This window comes from Bifidobacterium xylocopae, from assembly GCF_003315615.1.
Classification (GTDB): Bacteria; Actinomycetota; Actinomycetes; order Actinomycetales; family Bifidobacteriaceae; genus Bombiscardovia; species Bombiscardovia xylocopae.
Map to the genome: position 1 here is coordinate 86,061 of NZ_PDCH01000006.1, position 18,873 is coordinate 104,933.

General features: G+C 64.3%; 18 protein-coding genes and 1 tRNA gene. 17 read left to right on the forward strand and 2 right to left on the reverse strand.

The features are described from left to right. The 12 genes from rplO (at nucleotide 1) to CRD59_RS04270 (ending at nucleotide 8,182) form a co-directional block, all read left to right on the forward strand. Nucleotides 1-477, forward strand: coding sequence for a 50S ribosomal protein L15 (gene rplO / locus CRD59_RS04215; protein ID WP_113853410.1), 477 nt, complete (start codon nucleotides 1-3; stop codon nucleotides 475-477). 173 nt (nucleotides 478-650) lie between these two features. After that, nucleotides 651-1,979 (forward strand): preprotein translocase subunit SecY, encoded by a 1,329-nt coding sequence (gene secY, locus CRD59_RS04220; RefSeq protein WP_113853412.1) that lies wholly within the window; start codon nucleotides 651-653, stop codon nucleotides 1,977-1,979. A 121-nt stretch (nucleotides 1,980-2,100) separates the two neighbouring features. Beyond that, the gene (locus CRD59_RS04225; RefSeq protein WP_113853414.1) at nucleotides 2,101-2,676 is read left to right on the forward strand and encodes an adenylate kinase; all 576 of its coding nucleotides are present in this window, start codon (nucleotides 2,101-2,103) and stop codon (nucleotides 2,674-2,676) included. A gap of 261 nt (nucleotides 2,677-2,937) precedes the next feature. After that, nucleotides 2,938-3,396, forward strand: a complete 459-nt coding sequence (locus CRD59_RS04230) for an Hsp20/alpha crystallin family protein (RefSeq protein WP_113853464.1) — start codon at nucleotides 2,938-2,940, stop codon at nucleotides 3,394-3,396. Nucleotides 3,397-3,605: 209 nt separating this feature from the next. Then, on the forward strand, nucleotides 3,606-3,824 hold the full coding sequence (gene infA, locus CRD59_RS04235) for a translation initiation factor IF-1 (protein ID WP_113853415.1): 219 nt from the start codon (nucleotides 3,606-3,608) through the stop codon (nucleotides 3,822-3,824). Nucleotides 3,825-3,849: 25 nt separating this feature from the next. Further along, on the forward strand, nucleotides 3,850-3,963 hold the full coding sequence (rpmJ, locus tag CRD59_RS04240) for a 50S ribosomal protein L36 (RefSeq protein WP_003814578.1): 114 nt from the start codon (nucleotides 3,850-3,852) through the stop codon (nucleotides 3,961-3,963). A gap of 132 nt (nucleotides 3,964-4,095) precedes the next feature. Continuing rightward, entirely contained in the window at nucleotides 4,096-4,473 is a 378-nt protein-coding gene (gene rpsM, locus CRD59_RS04245) for a 30S ribosomal protein S13 (RefSeq protein WP_113853417.1), read from the forward strand. Nucleotides 4,474-4,550: 77 nt separating this feature from the next. After that, nucleotides 4,551-4,949, forward strand: a complete 399-nt coding sequence (rpsK, locus tag CRD59_RS04250; RefSeq protein ID WP_113853419.1) for a 30S ribosomal protein S11 — start codon at nucleotides 4,551-4,553, stop codon at nucleotides 4,947-4,949. 75 nt (nucleotides 4,950-5,024) lie between these two features. Next, nucleotides 5,025-6,020 (forward strand): DNA-directed RNA polymerase subunit alpha, encoded by a 996-nt coding sequence (locus CRD59_RS04255; protein WP_113853421.1) that lies wholly within the window; start codon nucleotides 5,025-5,027, stop codon nucleotides 6,018-6,020. A gap of 129 nt (nucleotides 6,021-6,149) precedes the next feature. Further along, nucleotides 6,150-6,797, forward strand: a complete 648-nt coding sequence (gene rplQ, locus CRD59_RS04260) for a 50S ribosomal protein L17 (protein ID WP_113853423.1) — start codon at nucleotides 6,150-6,152, stop codon at nucleotides 6,795-6,797. Nucleotides 6,798-6,949: 152 nt separating this feature from the next. After that, on the forward strand, nucleotides 6,950-7,933 hold the full coding sequence (locus CRD59_RS04265; protein WP_113853466.1) for a tRNA pseudouridine synthase A: 984 nt from the start codon (nucleotides 6,950-6,952) through the stop codon (nucleotides 7,931-7,933). 164 nt (nucleotides 7,934-8,097) lie between these two features. Then, a tRNA-Ser gene (locus CRD59_RS04270) sits at nucleotides 8,098-8,182 on the forward strand. Nucleotides 8,183-8,324: 142 nt separating this feature from the next. Here the strand turns inward: CRD59_RS04270 and CRD59_RS04275 are convergent. After that, the gene (locus CRD59_RS04275) at nucleotides 8,325-9,344 is read right to left on the reverse strand and encodes a hypothetical protein (RefSeq protein WP_127920938.1); all 1,020 of its coding nucleotides are present in this window, start codon (nucleotides 9,342-9,344) and stop codon (nucleotides 8,325-8,327) included. 76 nt (nucleotides 9,345-9,420) lie between these two features. Here CRD59_RS04275 and nusA point away from each other — a divergent pair, with 76 nt between their 5' ends. From nusA to CRD59_RS04300, 5 genes are all read left to right on the forward strand, one after another. Beyond that, nucleotides 9,421-10,572 carry a transcription termination factor NusA gene (nusA, locus tag CRD59_RS04280; RefSeq protein WP_113853426.1) on the forward strand — a complete coding sequence of 384 codons (1,152 nt, stop codon included), beginning with the start codon at nucleotides 9,421-9,423 and terminating at the stop codon, nucleotides 10,570-10,572. A gap of 185 nt (nucleotides 10,573-10,757) precedes the next feature. Continuing rightward, on the forward strand, nucleotides 10,758-13,535 hold the full coding sequence (gene infB / locus CRD59_RS04285) for a translation initiation factor IF-2 (protein ID WP_113853428.1): 2,778 nt from the start codon (nucleotides 10,758-10,760) through the stop codon (nucleotides 13,533-13,535). Nucleotides 13,536-13,598: 63 nt separating this feature from the next. Then, the gene (gene rbfA, locus CRD59_RS04290; protein ID WP_113853430.1) at nucleotides 13,599-14,156 is read left to right on the forward strand and encodes a 30S ribosome-binding factor RbfA; all 558 of its coding nucleotides are present in this window, start codon (nucleotides 13,599-13,601) and stop codon (nucleotides 14,154-14,156) included. 79 nt (nucleotides 14,157-14,235) lie between these two features. After that, nucleotides 14,236-15,249, forward strand: coding sequence for a tRNA pseudouridine(55) synthase TruB (gene truB, locus CRD59_RS04295; RefSeq protein WP_113853432.1), 1,014 nt, complete (start codon nucleotides 14,236-14,238; stop codon nucleotides 15,247-15,249). Nucleotides 15,250-15,294: 45 nt separating this feature from the next. Next, nucleotides 15,295-16,581, forward strand: coding sequence for a riboflavin kinase (locus CRD59_RS04300; protein ID WP_113853434.1), 1,287 nt, complete (start codon nucleotides 15,295-15,297; stop codon nucleotides 16,579-16,581). A gap of 42 nt (nucleotides 16,582-16,623) precedes the next feature. On the opposite strand, the gene CRD59_RS04305 is transcribed toward CRD59_RS04300, so the two are convergent. Continuing rightward, nucleotides 16,624-18,528, reverse strand: coding sequence for an RCC1 domain-containing protein (locus tag CRD59_RS04305; RefSeq protein ID WP_113853436.1), 1,905 nt, complete (start codon nucleotides 18,526-18,528; stop codon nucleotides 16,624-16,626). Nucleotides 18,529-18,873: the final 345 nt, after the last annotated feature.

The following is an 18,873-nucleotide window of genomic DNA, read 5'->3' on the forward strand; positions in this document are numbered from 1 at the left end:
ATGGCTAGCAAGAACTCCACTCAGGCCGAGGAGCCGCAGATTCTGCGCATGCATGACCTGCACCCGGCCCCCGGTGCCAAGCGCGACCGCATCCGCGTCGGCCGCGGTGAAGGTTCAAAGGGCAAGACCTCGGGCCGCGGTATGAAGGGCACGAAGGCGAGGTACCAGGTGCGTCCGGGATTCGAAGGCGGACAGCTCCCTCTGTACATGCGCCTGCCCAAGCTGCGTGGCTTCAAGAGTCCGTTCAAGCAGCAGTTCCAGGTGGTGAACCTGAACCGGCTGTCCGAGCTGTTCCCAGATGGTGGCGAGATCACCGCTGAGGCTCTGGCGGAACATGGTGCGGTCCGCTCCGGCCGCCCGGTCAAGGTCCTGGGCGAGGGCGAAGCCAAGGCGGCTTTCACGCTCAAGGGTGTGAAGGTCTCCGCTTCGGCCAAGACCAAGATTGAAGCCGCGGGCGGTTCCGTCTCTCAGGACTGAACCGAGCCAGGCGGTTTCGGGAAAACGGTATGACGATCGGCTCCCCCCGCAGCAGCGGGTGGGGGCCGATGGTTTACCGGGCTTTAAGCATTGACCTGCCCATCATCTAAGCTAGGGCAGGAAGTTGTCAGCGCGGCATGGGGTAGCCGAAGCGCTTATAGGGAGGAATCCAGGTGAGGACGTTAATCCAGGCCTTCAAAACCAAGGAGTTGAGGAAGAAGATCCTCTTCGTCTTCGGTATCATCATCATCTACAGGATCGGTTCCTTCATACCCACGCCGGGCGTGGATTATCCGGCGGTGCAGAAGTGCGTCACGTCGGCGGGCAATGAGGACTTCATCGGTCTGGTCAACCTGTTCTCCGGTGGCGCCCTTCTCCAGCTGTCCATCTTTGCCTTGGGCATCATGCCCTACATCACCGCATCGATCGTGGTTCAGCTGCTGCGTGTGGTCATCCCCAGATTCGAGGCCCTCCACAAAGAGGGGCAGTCGGGTGAGGCCAAGCTCACGGAGTACACCCGTTATCTGACCATCGGTCTGGCTATCCTCCAGTCCACGACCATCCTGGTCACCGCACGTTCGGGTGCCCTGTTCAACAACGCCTGCACCGAGAAGGTCATCCCCGACGGATCAGTATGGAACTTCGTGGTCATGATCCTGGTCATGACCGGTGGCACCGGCCTGATCATGTGGATGGCTGAGCTGATCACCGACAAAGGCATCGGCAACGGCATGTCGGTACTGATTTTCACTTCCATCTGCTCCGGATTCCTGCCCCAGCTGTGGAACATTGGTTGGGGCACCAACGGCAAGAACGGCGATTGGAAGAAGTTCGGCATCGTCGTTGGCGTCCTCGTCCTCATCCTGATCTTCGTCAACTACGTTGAACTGGCGCAGCGACGCATCCCTGTGCAGTACACGCGCCGTATGATCGGTCGGAAGATGTATGGCGGATCCTCCACCTACCTGCCGCTCAAGGTGAACATGTCCGGTGTCATCCCGCCCATCTTCGCATCGTCGATCCTGGCCATTCCCACACTGGTATCGCAGTTCGGCAAGCCCGAGCAGTCCTGGGTCAAGTGGGTGAACACCAATCTGGCGAACACCACCAGTGTGTGGTACATCGCCATGTACTCGGTCATGATCGTCTTCTTCTGCTTCTTCTACACCTCCATCACCTTCAATCCGGATGAAACGGCCGACAACATGAAGGAATACGGCGGTTTCATCCCGGGCATCCGCGCCGGCAGGGCCACCTCCCGCTACCTGAACTATGTGATGAACCGCCTGAACACGGTCGGCGCCATCTACCTGCTCTTCGTGGCGCTGATTCCCACGGTCCTGATCATGCTGCTCAAGATCAACGGCAAGCTGCCGTTCGGAGGCACTACGATCCTGATTATCGCGGGCGTGGGCCTTGACACCCTGCGCCAGGCCAAGGCCCAGACCGAGCAGTTCCAATACACCGGCTTCCTGCTGGAGGGGGACCACAAGGAAGGTTGATCCTTCCCATGTGCTCGAAGAGATGAACGTATGATCCGGCCGTGGCGAGTGCTCGCCGGGCCGGATCACGCATAATGCGACGAATGCAAACCGCAATGATTGACAAACAAAGGAAAGAGACATGGCTCAACGACTGCTCATCATGGGACCCCAGGGAGTCGGTAAAGGTACGCAGGCTGCCCTGCTGAGCAAGCACTACGGTATTCCTGCCATTTCAACGGGCGACATCTTCCGCTACAACCTGAAGAACGGCACCGAGTTGGGCAGGCAGGCCCAGGCTTACATCGACAAGGGCGAGTTGGTGCCCGATGAGTTGACCAACAGGATCGTCGAGGATCGTCTGGGCATGGACGACGCTAAGGACGGTTGGATTCTGGACGGATATCCTCGTTCCGCGTCGCAGGTGGAGGCGTTGGATTCCATGCTGGACGAGCTGGGTACGCCACTGAGTGCTGTGGTCGCCCTTGACGCGGACCGTGATGTGCTGATGGAGCGCATGAAGAAACGGGCCGAAATAGAAGGCCGTGCCGATGATACCCCTGAGGTGATCGCCAAGCGTCTGGACGTGTACTCGAAGGAGACGGAACCGCTGCTTGCAACATATGAAGGGCGTGGGCTTCTGGTCAAGGTAGATGGGGTCGGCGATATCGATGCCATTTCCAAGGCAATCGTCAGCAATTTGGATCGTCGCGGCTGAGCAGACGTTTATGACATGGTGAAGGCGGCACCGACGCGAGTCGGCGCCGCCTTTTGTGTTTCCAGAGGGCGGGCCTACCTCCGAATGAAAACCTGAGTCATTAAGGCTCAAGTTTGGTTTCGCTGTGGGTTGAATCCGGGCATAGCACGGCGGTGAAGCGGTTGTTAGTAGTGAACGGCGGGGGAGGCCCCCGGGAATACCCGGTGGCCAGGATCCTGGCCCAATGATGTGAATGTGTATGCTACCTAAGGAGTGTGCATGATGACAATGCTTCCGGCTTTGATGAACAACTCGATTTTCGGTGATTTCTTCGATGACCCCTTCTTCAACAACTGGCGTGATTCCCGCCGTTCCGACGGTTCAGGCAGAATGGCGCAGGCCGCTCTTATGAACACGGATGTGCGCGAGAAGGACGGATCCTACGAACTCGACATCGATTTGCCCGGCTTTGCCAAGGATGATGTCAGCCTGCGGCTGGAGGACGGTTATCTGATCGTGTCCGCCCAGAAGAAGAGCGAGCAGGACGACAAGGGCAAGGGCGGCAAGTGGATTCGCCGCGAACGCTACACCGGTGCCTGCTCCCGCAGCTTCTATGTGGGCGAGGGGGTCAAGGAGGACGACATCCACGCCAAGTTCTCCGACGGCACCCTGCACGTCTCGGTTCCGAAGGAATCGGTGCAACCGGTCGAGAGCAGGAAGACCATCGCCATCGAAGGCTGAGATTCGCGATTCCTGAGAAGGATGATGAGCCGCCGGCGGCCCCAAGGCTGGCCGGCGGCTCATCCTGTTCAGGGGGAATGCAAGGCGACAGAGGCTCTGAGGTCGTATTGCGACTCGCCGGAGATTCGAGGATTGAATTATGCTATACTAGCAAGTTGGCGTGTCTTGAGACATGTCAAGTAATCAGCCAACGGACGGATTGAAGGCTCATGGCAAAAGATGGTGTGATCGAAGTCGAAGGTCGGGTAGTGGAGGCATTGCCGAATGCGATGTTCCGCGTCGAGCTCGAGAACAAGCACACCGTCCTGGCGACCATCTCCGGCAAGATGCGCAAGAATTACATACGTATTCTGCCTCAGGACAGGGTCGTGCTCGAGATGAGCCCCTACGACCTGAACCGTGGCCGCATTACGTACCGGTACAAGTAAAGGTACACAGAAGCAAAGGAAAACCATGAAGGTCAGCCCTAGTGTGAAGAGGATCTGCGAGAACTGCCGCGTGATCCGCCGTCACGGCCGTGTCATGGTGATCTGCACCAACCCGCGCCACAAGCAGCGGCAAGGCTGAGGTAGATTTCCAGCGGCATAACTGAAAAAGGCGTCAAGTCACAGCCCTACAGGCTGAACCCCGGGTGCGCAGGCCCGGGCCGGGAGACCGGGCGACTTGGTGCACGACCTGCGTGAACAGAAGGAATCGAGTATGGCACGTCTTGCCGGAGTCGACATCCCCAACGAGAAGCGCATCGAGATAGCCCTCACCTACATCTTCGGTGTCGGGCGCACTCGTGCGAAGGAAACACTTGCCGCCACTGGTGTGAATCCAGACACCCGCGTCAAGGATCTCACGGATGAGCAGCTGGTTACGCTGCGTGATTACCTCGAAGGCAACTACAAGATCGAGGGTGATCTGCGTCGTGAGGTTGACGCTGATATTCGCCGGAAGATCCAGATTAATTGCTATCAGGGCCAGCGCCACCGCAGGGGACTGCCCGTGCGTGGCCAGCGCACCAAGACCAATGCGCGCACCCGCAAGGGCCCGAAGCGCACGGTCGCCGGAAAGAAGAAGGCGACCAAGTAAGGTCGTGAAGGCTCGGAGCCAGGTCGCTCCCGCCCTCGAAAGCAAGTAATTCAATCGTTAGAAGGAAACGAGGATCAATGGCCGCCACAAAGCAAGCCACGCGCAAGCCTCGTCGCCGGGACCGCAAGTCGGTTCCCGTCGGGCAGGCGCACATCAAGTCCACATTCAACAACACCATCATTTCGATCACCGACCCCTCGGGCGCGGTGGTGGCGTGGGCCTCCGGCGGTGACGTCGGCTTCAAGGGCTCCCGCAAGTCCACCCCCTATGCCGCCGGTATGGCCGCCGAATCCGCCGCCCGCAAGGCGATGGAGCACGGCGTCAAGAAGGTGGATGTCTTCGTCAAGGGCCCCGGTTCGGGCCGCGAGACCGCCATCCGCTCCCTGCAGTCGGCGGGCCTGGAGGTCGGTTCCATCTCCGACGTCACCCCGCAGGCATTCAACGGTGTCCGTCCTCCCAAGCGCCGTCGCGTCTGAGCACTCGAAAACCAATAAGTCCACCCGCGAAGACCGGTGAGTGCACCACCGGTTGGAGCTGAAAGGATAAGAACAGTGCTTATTGCACAGCGTCCGACACTTACTGAAGAGGTCGTCAACGCCCAGCGCTCACGGTTCACTATCGAACCTCTGGAGCCTGGCTTCGGCTACACTCTGGGCAACTCACTGCGTCGTACCCTGCTGAGCTCGATTCCGGGGGCGGCCGTCACTTCGGTCCGTATCTCCGGTGCGCTGCACGAATTCACCACGCTGCCCGGCGTGGAGGAGGACGTGACGGAGATCCTGCTCAACATCAAGAACATCGTGCTCACCAGTGAGTATGACGAGCCGGTCGTCATGTACCTGCGCAAGTCGGGCAAGGGCGAGGCGAAGGCTGGCGATATCACGCCGCCGGCCGGCGTCACTGTGGCCAACCCCGACCTGCATATCGCGTCCCTGGCAGAGGATGGGGAACTCGAGATCGAGTTCACCGTCGAGCGTGGCCGTGGCTACGTGCAGGCCCAGCTCAACAAGCAGGATTCCGATGAGATCGGCCGCATCCCGGTCGATTCGATCTACTCGCCAGTCCTGAAGGTCTCATACAAGGTGGAGGCCACCCGCGTCGAGCAGCGCACCGACTTCGACAAGCTGGTGCTGGACGTGGAGACCAAGCCCGCCATCTCGCCCCGCGACGCGGTGGCGTCAGCCGGGTCCACACTCGTGGAGCTCTTCGGTCTTTGCCGCGACCTGAACAACCAGGCCGAGGGCGTGGAGATCGGCCCCGAGCCCGTCCAGGAGGAAGCGGACCCGGAGATGGCCGTTCCAATCGAGGACCTGAACCTGACGCAGCGGTCATACAACTGCCTCAAGCGTGAGGGCATCCACACGATTGGCGAGCTTGTCTCGCACACTGAGCAGGACTTGCTGGATATCCGCAACTTCGGGATGAAGTCAATCGACGAAGTCAAGGAGAAGCTGCAGGGCATGGGACTCGCCCTCAAGCCGTCGCCCCTGGGCTTCGACACCAACAACCTCGAAGGCGGGACGTTCTTCTCGCCGGAGGATCAATGACCTCGCTGTAGGTCGACCGTGGGGTGGACGGCAGCGGAGACGTGCGTCCACCCCCCGTAAGAGCCTCCCAGGCTCGGATGCTCGGGCGAATGCCCACCTGGACCCGGGAAGCAACACAAGGAGAATACAATGCCACAACCGAAAAAGGGCCCACGTCTGGCGTCCAGCCCGGCGCATGAGCGCCTCATGCTGGCCAACATGGCCACCAGCCTGTACGCACACGGCAGGATCACCACCACGCTGCCCAAGGCCAAGCGACTGCGGCCCCTGGCCGAGCGTCTGATCACCTTCGCCAAGCGGGGCGACCAGCCTTCCCGTCGGCGGGTCATGCGCGTCATCCGTGACAAGTCCGTGGTCCATAAGCTCTTCACCGAGATTGCCGAGCAGATGGAGCAGCGTGAGGGCGGATATACACGCATCACCCGAATCGCCCCTCGCAAGGGCGATAACGCCCCTCAGGCGGTAATCGAACTCGTGACCGAACCGCTGTCAGCCAAGAAGGCCACTGTGCGTGAGGCCGAGGCCGCCGCCAAGCAGGCTGCGAAGGCTGACGACAGCGAGATGGCCGAAGCCACCGAGGCGGCCATCACCGAGGGTCTCGCCAAGGACGCGACCGATCAGGCCGTCGACGCCAACGAGTCCGGGCAGGATGTCGCCGGAGCGGATGAGGCCGCCGTTGACCTGCAGAAGGAGTCCAGGAAGGACGAGGCCGCCGAGGCCGAAGCCGAAGAGGACGCCGATGTGGCAGAGGATGCCGCCAAGTCGGACGAGAAGTAGACTGACCACCAAGCAGCCGGATGTGAAACCGGGCTGGTAGGCGGCAATGGGCTGGGGCGCAAACCCCGGCCCATTCTTGTATCGTGGCACACCGGTATCCGGTGATGAGGAGGGACATGGCAGGCGACACCCGTAAGGGCCTGGCTGAGGGCATGCAGGAGGGACAGGCCGGCCGGGATACGGTCAGGCTGCGTATCGATCTGGCCTATGACGGGGGCGACTTCCATGGTTGGGCCCGGCAGCCGGGCTTGCGGACGGTCCAGGGCGAGATGGAGGCCGCCCTGGCCCGGGTGCTGGGAACGTCGGGGTCCGCAGGAGGCAGGCGGGCCGGGGGCAGGGGCGCCGGGGAGCCGGAGGGCTGGGTCCCCCGGCTGGTGGTGGCCGGCCGTACGGATACTGGTGTGCACGCCGCACACCAGGTCTGTCATCTGGACATTCCCTCGGGCGTACTGTCGGGCTGTGTGGGTCATATGGATGCGGCGCCGGAAAGTGCCTTGGAACACCGGTTGCAACGCCTCCTGCCCACGGATATAGCCATCCACAGGGTGCAGAGGGCACCTGGGGGGTTCGACGCCCGGTTCTCGGCTTTGGAACGGACCTACCTCTATCGTGTCAGCGAGGGCCGTGATCGCTTCGATCCGCGGCTGCGGGGTTTCGTACTCGGGTTGGAGGGCTCCCTCGACCTCGATGCCATGAACCGCGCGGCGGCAACGGCCGTAGGCCTGCATGACTTCGGTTCCTTCGCCACACCGAATCCAGGGGGAACCACCATACGGCAGGTCAAATACGCCCACTGGGACCGGGTGCCGGGTCGGCCGCTGCTGACTTATGGGATGGGGGCAGGACCGGCTTTCCGGACTCCGGCCGCGGAATCGGGATTGGTCGTGTTCACGATCGTGGCGGACGCCTTCGCCCACAACATGGTGCGATCACTGGTCAACGCCTGCCTGCGGGTGGGGCAGGGCAAGCGGGACGCGGACTGGTTCCGGGACAAGGTCATGCACCCCCTGCGGGAGGGCTCCACAGGCCCGGTCGCCGCACAGGGGTTGACCCTGGAGCATGTGGCCTATCCCTCGGACGACCGGTTGGCGGAGCGCGCCAGCGCGATCCGTGCCAAACGCACCCTCGACGGCTGATTCCGGCAGCGGTGACCGGGAGGGGCAACTGCTGGCCCCTCCGGCTCCGCGGGCAGGCCTGGTGGCTGATGATCGCCGTCCGATGTTCGACGCGCCGGCCATTTGGTCGCTCAGGTATGGCATAATGGAAAAGTTGCCGCCACAGCGCAGCTGATGGCAGCAAGGGATGAGTGTCCGAGCGGTCTAAGGAGCACGCCTCGAAAGCGTGTGAGGCTAACCCCTCCGCGAGTTCGAATCTCGCCTCATCCGCCTTTGACGGGGCCCCGGTAGCGATACCGGGGCCCCGTCGGTTTATGTGTATCGGATCTATGACACTGGATGGGACCGGTTGTGGACTGAATGTGCTGACGGTGGCTTGGCTGGACTGGGTGAGCGCAAAGCGGTGTTTTGTTTACGAGTTCGGGACTTCCTGCAGCAGCGCCTGAGGAAGGGCGGGGTAGCCCTCGTCCAGGGCCGTATAGGCGTGGGCGGTGGCCATGAGGGCAAGGGTGCCCAGGGCCTGCCGCTGTTCATGTACGGGGTTGCGGCTGCCGGGTTGTTTGCCGTCCGCGAGGCCTGGGGCCCCGGGCCGGCCTTGGGCGCCGCCCTCGTCTTCGGCCTCCATGCCTTCCTTCGCAGCGGTTGTGACGAATCCTTGGAAGGCCTGGATGAGACCTCGCGCGCAGTTCATCTCCACCACGGACTCGGTGGGCGCTTCCAGTCCATTGGAGGGATCGGTCATCGAATCAGGATGCTGCAGGAGATCCTTGCTGGAATAGACGGCCTGGCGTGGGTCGCCCGCAGGGTCGGCCGAAGCCAGGGACTGGGCCGCTGCATGATGGCGGTCGCCGACTGCCAGGAGGGTGGTGCCACCGGACTGACGCCGTCCGGCCAGTACGATAAGCGAGAATCCGGCCCTGTCCTCCGCCCTGGCCGCCTGTGCCAGCTGTGTGGGTCCGAGCAGGCGGGCGGCGGATGGAAGCTCCTGCAGGGCCTGCAGTGTGAGGGCCTGGGGGTCCGCCGGCATCAGCGCGGAAGCTCCTCCGGCCCGGGCGCGGCGGTTGGCCGTCATCCAGGCCAGGGCCGAACGGTTCACGGCTTCACCGAAACGGGCCGGGCATGCTATGGCCACTTCGTGCCAGGCCTGGGCTGCGGCCGCAGGCTCCTGGAGGCGGGCCCCGGCGGCGGATGCGAACCAGGGGTCGGCCGTGCGCCGGTCGTATGTCCGGGCATCGGCCACTGCCCGGTCGCAGGGGCTGAGCACGCTCTGGCCCCCTTGCGGGTCCATCCGCTGGATGGCGACAGGGGAGGAGCAGCCGGACAGGACGCTGGCCGCCGCGCACAGCAGGAGGATGCAGGAGCGGACGCGGGCCTTGCGCCTGGAGGGGAATCGGCCTCGCGCGTGCGCTCCTGAACCCGTACGTGTCTGCATGAAAGGCTAGGATAGTCTGAATTGCAGACCGTCGCCCGTTCAGCAGGCACGGCATAACTTCATAGGAGGCCTTGACATGGAATTGGACCTGACAGAGATCCATCAGCTGGCGGCGGAGCAGGGGATAGATGCCGAGACCTTGGATGAAGCACTGACCGAAGCCCTGCGTCTGGCCTATTCCAAAACACCCCATGCCGCCAAGCATGCCCGGGTCGAACTCGACGACCGCGCCGGCTCCTTCACGGTGTGGGCCCAGGACGAGATTCCCCAGGAACCCACCGAGGAGGACCCCCATCCCGTGCCCAGGCTCGGGGAGGAATACGACGACACGCCGGAGGACTTCGGCCGCGTGGCTGCTTCGACGGCACGGGGTGTCCTGAACGACCTCTTCCGTGAAGCCGAGGACAAGCGTATCTTCGGCGCATTCGCCGGACAGAAAGAACATCTGATCACCGGCGTGGTGCAGCAGGACGCGCTCGATCCCAACAACGTGCATGTCGCGGTCGGGGATGTGGAGGCCATCCTGCCCAGGCGCGAGCAGGTGCCGGGGGAGCGCTACCGGCATGGCCAGCGCATACGTGTCTACGTGGTCACGGTCTCACGGGGCTTCCGTGGACCGGAGATAGTGGTCTCGCGTTCGCACCCCGGCCTGGTTCGACGCCTGTTCGAGCTTGAGGTGCCGGAACTCAACGCAGGGGCCGTCTCCATCATGGCGATCGCCCGCGAGGCGGGGGCCCGCACCAAGATCGCGGTCAAGGCCAACGCCAAGGGGGTGAACCCCAAAGGCGCCCTCATCGGGCCGGGGGGTGCCCGCGTGCGCGCGGTCATGGAGAACCTGGGCGTGGAGAAGATCGACATCGTCGACTGGTCCAAGGACCCTGCCGAGTTCATCGCCTCGGCCCTGTCACCGGCCACGGTGCGTGAGGTCGCCATAGTCTCGCCGCGCAACCAGACCGCGATCGCATACATACGCGACTCGCAGCTCTCGCTGGCCATCGGCAAGGAGGGGCAGAACGCCCGTCTCGCCGCCAAACTGACCGGCTGGAAGATCGGCATCGAATCCCTGGAGAAGCATCAGGCCAAGCTCAAGGAGCAGGAGGCCGCCCGGGCCGCCGCCGACGCCGCCCGGCCCTCCGGCGGGCAGGGCGCGCAGACACCGCAGACCGTGGCATCCGCCGAAGCCTCAAACCCCGCGGCTGACCCTTCCCCCGAAGACGAAGAGGGCTGAGCGGAACATCCGTACGCACGAGTATGCTTAGAGCCGTATCCGAAGTGCGCGGCATTACGCTGCCCGGATGCGGTACAGAGACGAGGTAACACGATCATGGTCGCACGATGAGACAGGATATGTTCGCCGTCGAAATGGAATGATCGCGCCTTCATACGCGCGGTCGGTGATTAGGAGAGAAGTAAGTGCCCAAAGCGCGCGTGTATGAATTAGCCAAGGAGCTTGGCGTAGACAGCAAGACAGTCCTGAGCAAGCTCAAGGACATGGGGGAGTTCGTCAAGTCCGCCTCCTCAACGGTGGAGGCGCCCGTCGTCCGCCGCCTCAAGAACGCTTTCCCCCAGTCCGGTCAGCAGGACGGGGAGCAAAAGTCAGGCAAGGCCCGCGCGGCCTCGCCTTCGCCCGCCCGTCATCCGGGTGGCAGCCGACAGTCGTCCGCCAAGCCGGCGGCACCGCAGGGTGCATCCAAGGCCGCGGAGGCTGCCAAGCCCTCATCGGCCCAGGCTCCGTCGCAGCCCTCCGCCGCCGCGCGGCCCGGGGACCGTCGCATGCCCACACCGGGTTCGAGCCGCCGTTCCGGCGGTGGTAGCCCTGCGGCCCAGCGTCCAGGTGCCGGCCAGCAGCCCCAGCAGCCCCAGCGCCGCCAAGGACCGCGTCCCGGTGCGCCGGGAGCACATCCCGGCCCGCGCCCGCAGGGGCAGCAGGGCGGGCGAAAGGGCGCATCGGCGCCCCGGCCCGGCAACAATCCCTTCAGTCGCAAGCAGGGAATGAAATCCCCCATGCCCAGCGACATCCCGCGTCCGCATCCGATGGCGCGCCCGACAGTGAACGACAGCCGCCGTGGCGGGGGCCTGCGGGGCCGCTTCCGCAACGGCCGGCCGGGTCAGCAGGGCGGAGGCGCCAGGACCAACCAGTGGGGTCATAACAGGCCCGGCGCATCCGCAACGGGCGCACGTCCGGGGCAGGGCGGCAACCGCTTCGGCGGTGCCCCGCAGTCCTCGGGCCCCGGTGGCCGTGGCCGTGGTCGCGGTGGAGCGGCAGGCGCATTCGGCCGCCAAGGGGGCAAGTCCTCCAAGGCCCGCAAGAACCGGATGGCCAAGCGCCATGAGTTCGAGGAGATGAAGGCACCCGTCATCGGCGGGGTGCGCATACCCGCGGGCAATGGGCAGACCATCAAGCTGCGGCAGGGCGCCACCCTGTCCGACCTGGCCGAGAAGATCAACGTCAATCCGGCCGCCCTGGTCACCGTGCTCTTCCACCTGGGTGAGATGGCCACGGCCACCCAATCCCTGGACGAGACCACCTTCGAGGTGCTGGGCCAGGAGATCGGCTGGAACATCAAGATCGTCTCCGCCGAGGAGGAGGACCGCGAGCTCCTCCAGCAGTTCGACATCGACCTGGACTCCGAGAAGGAGGGGCAGGACGACGCGGATCTTAAGCCGAGGCCTCCGGTGGTAACCGTCATGGGCCACGTGGACCACGGTAAGACACGCCTGCTGGACACCATCCGCAAGACGAACACCTCGGCCCACGAGGCCGGCGGCATCACCCAGCGCATCGGCGCCTACCAGGTGACCGTCGATCTGGAGGGCGAGCCACGCAAGATCACCTTCCTGGACACCCCAGGCCACGAGGCCTTTACGGCCATGCGCGCCCGCGGTGCCGAATTGACCGATGTGGCCATCCTGGTGGTGGCCGCCGACGACGGTGTGATGCCGCAGACAGTGGAGGCCATCAACCACGCGAAGGCAGCCGACGTGCCGATCGTCGTGGCGGTCAACAAGATCGATGTGGAGGGCGCCAACCCGGAGAAGGTGCGGGGCCAGCTGACCGAGTTCGGCCTGGTCTCCGAGGAGTATGGCGGCGACACGATGTTCGTCGACATCTCCGCCAAGCTGGGCACCAATGTCGACAAGCTCCTGGAAGCCGTCCTGCTCACCGCTGACGCCGAACTGGACCTGCGCGCCAATCCCGACATGGACGCACGGGGCGCCACCGTCGAGGCCCGCCTGGACAAGGGCCGCGGCGCTGTCGCGACCGTGCTGGTCCAGCAGGGCACCCTCCATGTGGGCGACGCGATCGTGGCCGGATCGGCATACGGCCGTGTGCGCGCCATGCTGGATGAGAACGGTCAGGCCATGGACGCGGCCGTGCCCTCCACGCCTGTGCAGGTGCTGGGGCTCACATCCGTACCTTCGGCCGGCGACGTCTTCCTGGTGGCCCCCGACGACCGCACCGCCCGGCAGATCGCCGAGAAGCGCGAAGCCACGGCCCGCGCGGCCCAGTTGGCCAAGCGCCGCAAGATCGTCTCCCTGGAGAGCCTGAAGGAGCAGTTCGCCAAGTCCGAGGTCGACATGCTCAACATTGTCATCAAGGGCGACTCCTCCGGTTCCGTAGAGGCCTTGGAGGACTCCCTGATGAAGATCGAGGTCTCCGACGAGGTCGGCATCCAGGTGATCCACCGCGGTGTCGGTGCCATCACCCAGAACGACGTCAACCTGGCGACGGTCGACAAGGCCGTCATCATCGGCTTCAACGTCCGGCCCAACCGGCAGGTGGCCGAGCTCGCCGACCAGGAGGGTGTGGAGATCAAGTACTACTCGGTCATCTACCAGGCGACCGAGGACATCGAGGCCGCTCTCAAGGGCATGCTCAAGCCCGAGTACGAAGAGGCCACCACCTCCCACTCGGAGATCCGCGAGATCTTCCGCTCCTCCAAGTTCGGCAACATCGCCGGCGTCATGGTCCAGGACGGCACGGTCAAGCGCGGCACCAAGGCACGCATCTCCCGCAATGGGGTCGTCACCATCAACGACCTGGAGATCGCCTCCCTGCGTCGCTTCAAGGACGACGTCAACGAGGTGGCCGAAGGCTACGAGGCGGGCATCAACCTGGGTGACTTCAATGACATCCAGATCGGCGATGTCATCGAGACCTACGAGATGCGCGAGGTTGAGCGCAAGTAGTGGTCCGCGGCCCTGCGGGGCCGCTCGACGTGAACCGGCAGTACGAGTAAGGAGCATAAGGCGATGGCCACAGGCAGCAATCCAAGAGCCGTGCGGATAGCGGCCCTGATTCAAAGGGTCATCGCCTCCTCGCTCGAAGGGAAGATGCACGACAAGCGTCTGGACGGGGTGACGATCACCGAGGTGCGCGTCACCAACGACCTTCAGATCGCCAAGGTGTATTGGACCCAGATCGGCCGACCCGGCCACGAGCAGGGGGAGCGCAAGCGCGCACAACAGGCCCTGCGCCAAGCCACCGGCCGTCTGCGCTCACTGGTGGGTGCCAAGGCCGGGCTGCGGCTGACCCCCAACCTGCGCTTCATCTATGACGAAGTGCCCTCCCAGGCCACAGAGATAGAAGACGTCCTGACAGTCGCCCAACGGCGGGACCAGGAGCTCCAGGCGGCTCGGGCGAACGCCCAATATGCCGGCGACCCCGACCCCTACAGGCACGACGAAGACGAGGATGATTCCGAGTCCGACGCCGAAGCCGAGGCCGGCGCGGAGGAGACCGGAGACCACTTCGAGGGCCACGACCAGGACGGCTGGTCCGACCAGGCCGAGGGGCCCGAGGAAGCCTGAGCCTGAACGGGCTTCGGCCCGCCCTACGGCAGGGACACCGCCCGTCCTCCGTGGGCATGCGAAAGAGACGATTGCACCCATGCATAGCGGAATACTGATAGTCGACAAACCCCAGGGGATGACCAGCCACGACCTGGTGGCCGCCGTCCGCTCCCGCCTGGGCCTGCGCAGGGTGGGCCACGCCGGCACCCTGGACCCCATGGCCACCGGTGCCCTGATCATCGGCTTCGGCCAGGCCACCCGCCTTTTGAACGTGATCGTCGGTCACGACAAGACCTATGAGACCACCATCCGCCTGGGCCAGGCCACCGACACCGACGACGCCGACGGTGAGCTGCTTGCCGCCGGGCCGGGCGTGGCGGCCCGCGTGCGCGCCCTCAGCCGGCAGCAGGTGGAACAGGCCATTCGCGAACACTACACCGGTCCCATCCAGCAAGTCCCGAACGCCTATTCCGCCATCAAGGTGGAGGGACGGCGCGCCTACGACCTGGCCCGGCAGGGACAGGAGGTCAGGCTGAAAGCCCGGGGGGTGACCATCAGCGAATTCGCGCTCCTGGGCTACGAGCCCACGCAGGCGCGCGACGGCAGCCCCGTCGTGGACATCAGGGCCCGGGTCACCTGCTCGTCCGGCACATACATCCGCGCACTGGGCCGTGATCTGGGCCGGGAGCTCGGCGTGGGCGGCCACCTGACCGTCCTGCGCCGCACCCGGGTCGGACGGTTCGACCTGGCCGACCCCGGCCTGGCGCCGCGCGTCCTGACCGCCCGGGCGGTCGATCACACCTACACGGACCGGGAGGGGCGCACCGTCACCCGCCCCAAGGCAAGCCTTGACCAGGACCGCCGGGAGATACAGAGCCGGGCCCTGGACCTGGTGGAAGGCGCCAGGCTTACCATGCCCACCATCGCAGTGGACCGGGCGCAGACGCAGACCCTCCAGCATGGAGGGTTCCTGGATCTGCACCTGGATGGGCCCACGGCGGCCATCACGGGGGCGCAGACGGGCGTCCAGGAGCGCCTGGTGTCCATCCTGGTCCCGCGAAACAGCCGCCAGGCCAAGCCCAGCGCGGTCTTTGCCCTTGACGAAGCCTGAGGCGCCCGCATACGCTGGGGAAGCGGCGAGAAGAAAAGGAAACGAATGAACGTCAGCAGACTGGAACCGAACGCCAGCGGCATCGTGGACTGGCCGACCCTGAGCACCAGCAAGCAGAGCGTCGTCACCGTCGGGGTCTTCGACGGCATCCACCGGGGGCATCAGGCGGTCCTCCGGCGCGTGGTCGAGCTGGCCCATCAGCAGGACGACTATGCGGTGGTCATCATGTTCGACCCCAGTCCCAAGCGCGTCCACACCTACGCCAAGGCCCACGCCGGCGGTGAACTGCCGGATGATGAGCCGACAGCCGATCCCGACGAACTCATGCCCGCCGACGAGCGGATTCGGCTCATGCGCCAGCTGGGCGTGGACTGGGTGCTCAGCGTGCGCTACACCCTGGCCTTCGCCTCCAAATCCTACCGTTTCTTCCTGGGCTCGCTGGTAGGCAAAATCGGCATGCGCACCCTCGTGCTCGGCCAGGATGCCAGCATGGGTGCCGGCCGCAGCGGCGACGTCCACGCGATCGAGACCCTGGCCGAGGCCACAGGCGTCTTCCGGCTCGATGTGGTCGACGACTCCGGTCCCGGCAAGACCTGGATCCCCACCCGCGACATCCCCGTCCCCAGCGGCGCGGGCGAGCCCGCCGACCCGCTTGAGGGGCTGAGCAAGGCCCAACTGCGCGCCTGGACCAAGGCCCACTCCTGCAAGAACGTGCGCGTCTGGAGTTCCAGCAACGTGCGTTCCCTCCTGGCGCAGGGCCGCATACGAGCCGCGGACGAGATACTGGGACGGGCGCACGCGGTTGAAGGCGACGTCGTACACGGCGAACAGCGGGGCCGTGCCCTGGGCTACCCCACAGCGAACATCGGCGCCGACCACCGTGGCCGCATGCCTGCGGACGGGGTCTATGCAGGGTGGCTGGTCGACCTGGGGCCCGAAAAGGAAGCGGATGCCCAAGCCGGGCGTGGCGGCGCGGCCGACGGATACAGGCAGGGCGATGCTCGAACGGACACACAGCCTGGAGCCGTCAGCGCCCTGGAGGCCCGGCTGGCGCCCGGCTCGCCCTGGCGTTGGCCCGCCGCCATATCCATCGGTTCAAAGGAGACCTTCGCCGGGGAAGGGCGGCGGTATGAGCGTGTGCTGGAGGTGAACGCCATCGCCGGCGACGACTGGCTGGAACTGTATGGGCACCGGGTGCGTGTGGAGTTCCTGGCCTACCTGCGTCCCCAGGTCAAGTTCGCCGACGGCGGTGAGCTTGCGAACCGGCTGCGGCAGGATGCGGCCGAATCACTGCGCCTGACGCAGGAGGAAGACGGCCGGCGGCGGATATAGGCTCCGTATGGCTGGGGCTGGTTGGTGGATCGGGTCGGCGGATCAGGTCCGGCGGCTGCGGAGCAGGAGCCAGGCGGCGCCCATAGCGGAAGCGGTCAGCAGAAGAGCCAGGCCTGCCATGCGCCGGGCCGGCAGGCCCCCGGTGGGAGGTAGAGGCAGGGGGTCGAAGTACCGGTAGGGCGTGATGGTGAAATTCGTCTGTCCGACGCCGTTCAAGGTCCATTCGATGCTTACCGTCACAGGGCCGTCGGTGTGGGCCGGGACGGTCGCCGTCCATGTGCGCGGGTCACTACCGCTCACCGCCAGGCCTGTCGCCGGCAGTCCATCGAATCGTACACCGGTGACGGCTACCTTCCGGGGCATGTCTATCCCGATCGCCTGCTTGCTGATATCCCCGGAGCCCACGTTGGCTGTCGTACCAAGCTGTCCGTACTGGTTGCTGCCCCAGCCCCAGAGTGCGCCGGACTCGTCGAGTAGGGTGGTGTGCTTCCAACTGGCGGCTACCAGCTTAGGTACTATGTCTCTGTTTAGGGGCGGCCTGGCGATGGGGACAGGTCTGGTCACGTTCTGCTGGCTGTCGGCGGCGATTTGGTTGCAGGCGTTGAAACCCCAGCCGTAGAGTGTCCCGCCGGTTGTCAGCACGACGGTGTCGTCCGCGTTGATCATGAATGTTTCGACACGTTCGTTGGGTGGAAGGCCCACTTCATAAGGACTGGACCTTGGATTCATTGTGCCGTCTCCCAGCTCGTTGTCGCCGTTGTATCCCCACGTATAGACGCGGCCGTTGCCGCCGACGGCGATTGACCAGTCCTCGGGTGCGGCCACTTGCCTGAGCTCCACTCCGGCTGGAAGCCTCACCTGGACCGGCCTGAGGGCTATGGCGGCTGGATTGTATATGCCGGTGGGTATGGCTGTGGCGCCCAGCTGGCCGTACGCGTTCCAGCCCCAGCTGTAGGTCTTGCCATTGTCGGCGATGCCCAGGGAGTGTGAGGAGCCGGCGGCCATGGTGGTGAAGTGTCGTACGCCGGCAGGCAGGATAACCCGGACCGGTGTTAGTCTGTCGGTCCGGGTGCCGTCGCCGAGCTGGCCTTCAGGGTTCTGTCCCCACGCCCAGGCCACTTGGCTGTCATCCAATGCAAGCGTGAACTTGGGCCCAGGGAAAATCTGGGTTATGTGAATGGGCCGTCCGCTTGCCGGGTCGGTCGGCTGGATGCGTACAGGGGTGGTCCTGTCGGTGGTCATGCCGTCGCCGAGCTGGCCTTTGCCGTCGGCCCCCCAGCCATATAGGGAGCCGTCCTCGGCGAAAGCGAAGGAGTCGTTGGGGCCTGCGACGATTTTCGTGAACCGCATGCCCGTCGGCAATTCGACCTCGACTGGCTTGGAGGTATGGGCGGCATCGAAACCGGCGGGGACCGACGAGTTGCCAATCTGGCTGCCGTCATTGCGCCCCCAGGAGTATACCCGCCCGTCCGTGTCCAGTGCCAGCGCATGGAAGCGGCCTGCGGACAGCTGTTGGAAGTGTTTGCCGGGCATGGCCGGTGCCTGGACCGATACCTGGTTGCCTCCTGCAGTGGGGCCTGATTCCGGGCTCAGTGTGAAATCGGCCGGTGCCCAACGCGCTGTTAACGTCACATTGCTATTCACTTGACGGCTGAAGTCATACGGTGCTGAGCCGGCATACCAACCCACGAACACAGCCTGTGGCTTCGTGGGCACATTGGTCGGCATCGGCACCGGTTTACCGGCGGTTACAGTCTGTAGCCGGGGCGGGGAGCCATTGTCGGGGTCGAACTTGACCGTGTAGTTGCTGAATACAATCGGGGCGTTCTGATCCGCCGAGGCCGGTTGAAAATTCCTTGCCAGGAGGGCCGCAACCAGGCTGATCGGGAGAAGCATAAGCATAAGCACCGCGCCATACCAGACGCTCCATCTATGCCGTCTGCGCATATCCAATCAGACCCTCCTTGGTGCAGTGCTGATACTTTATTTCCCCATGCGCCTGTCATCTGGCGAACACGTCAGTAAACATCGCCCACTATGCATGTGCCGATTCCCCAAGCGGCGCATAAGCGATAATGAGCAGCTTACCAGTGGGGCTAAGACGTTGTGTGAAGATCATCATCATCGTTTCTTCAGGTAACCGGAAGGACAGGTGGAAGTGGCTGTCTCGTATACACATTTGACGCTGCGGACTAAGGCGTAGGTGTCGGATTCGGGTACGGCGTGGTTATTCACCCAAAAAGAGCGAGAAGTCATTCTTCGCATATCGTAATGTTGTAGCTGGTTACGATG

What these genes read in the sequence shown, in the direction of transcription:
- rplO (WP_113853410.1), top strand. Translation starts at nt 1, where the DNA reads ATGGCTAGCAAGAACTCCACTCAGGCCGAGGAGCCGCAGATTCTGCGC.
- CRD59_RS04225 (WP_113853414.1), top strand. Translation starts at nt 2,101, where the DNA reads ATGGCTCAACGACTGCTCATCATGGGACCCCAGGGAGTCGGTAAAGGT.
- CRD59_RS04230 (WP_113853464.1), top strand. Translation starts at nt 2,938, where the DNA reads ATGACAATGCTTCCGGCTTTGATGAACAACTCGATTTTCGGTGATTTC.
- infA (WP_113853415.1), top strand. Translation starts at nt 3,606, where the DNA reads ATGGCAAAAGATGGTGTGATCGAAGTCGAAGGTCGGGTAGTGGAGGCA.
- rpmJ (WP_003814578.1), top strand. Translation starts at nt 3,850, where the DNA reads ATGAAGGTCAGCCCTAGTGTGAAGAGGATCTGCGAGAACTGCCGCGTG.
- rpsM (WP_113853417.1), top strand. Translation starts at nt 4,096, where the DNA reads ATGGCACGTCTTGCCGGAGTCGACATCCCCAACGAGAAGCGCATCGAG.
- rpsK (WP_113853419.1), top strand. Translation starts at nt 4,551, where the DNA reads ATGGCCGCCACAAAGCAAGCCACGCGCAAGCCTCGTCGCCGGGACCGC.
- rplQ (WP_113853423.1), top strand. Translation starts at nt 6,150, where the DNA reads ATGCCACAACCGAAAAAGGGCCCACGTCTGGCGTCCAGCCCGGCGCAT.
- CRD59_RS04265 (WP_113853466.1), top strand. Translation starts at nt 6,950, where the DNA reads ATGCAGGAGGGACAGGCCGGCCGGGATACGGTCAGGCTGCGTATCGAT.
- CRD59_RS04275 (WP_127920938.1), bottom strand. Translation starts at nt 9,344, where the DNA reads ATGCAGACACGTACGGGTTCAGGAGCGCACGCGCGAGGCCGATTCCCC.
- nusA (WP_113853426.1), top strand. Translation starts at nt 9,421, where the DNA reads ATGGAATTGGACCTGACAGAGATCCATCAGCTGGCGGCGGAGCAGGGG.
- rbfA (WP_113853430.1), top strand. Translation starts at nt 13,599, where the DNA reads ATGGCCACAGGCAGCAATCCAAGAGCCGTGCGGATAGCGGCCCTGATT.
- truB (WP_113853432.1), top strand. Translation starts at nt 14,236, where the DNA reads ATGCATAGCGGAATACTGATAGTCGACAAACCCCAGGGGATGACCAGC.
- CRD59_RS04300 (WP_113853434.1), top strand. Translation starts at nt 15,295, where the DNA reads ATGAACGTCAGCAGACTGGAACCGAACGCCAGCGGCATCGTGGACTGG.
- CRD59_RS04305 (WP_113853436.1), bottom strand. Translation starts at nt 18,528, where the DNA reads ATGCGCAGACGGCATAGATGGAGCGTCTGGTATGGCGCGGTGCTTATG.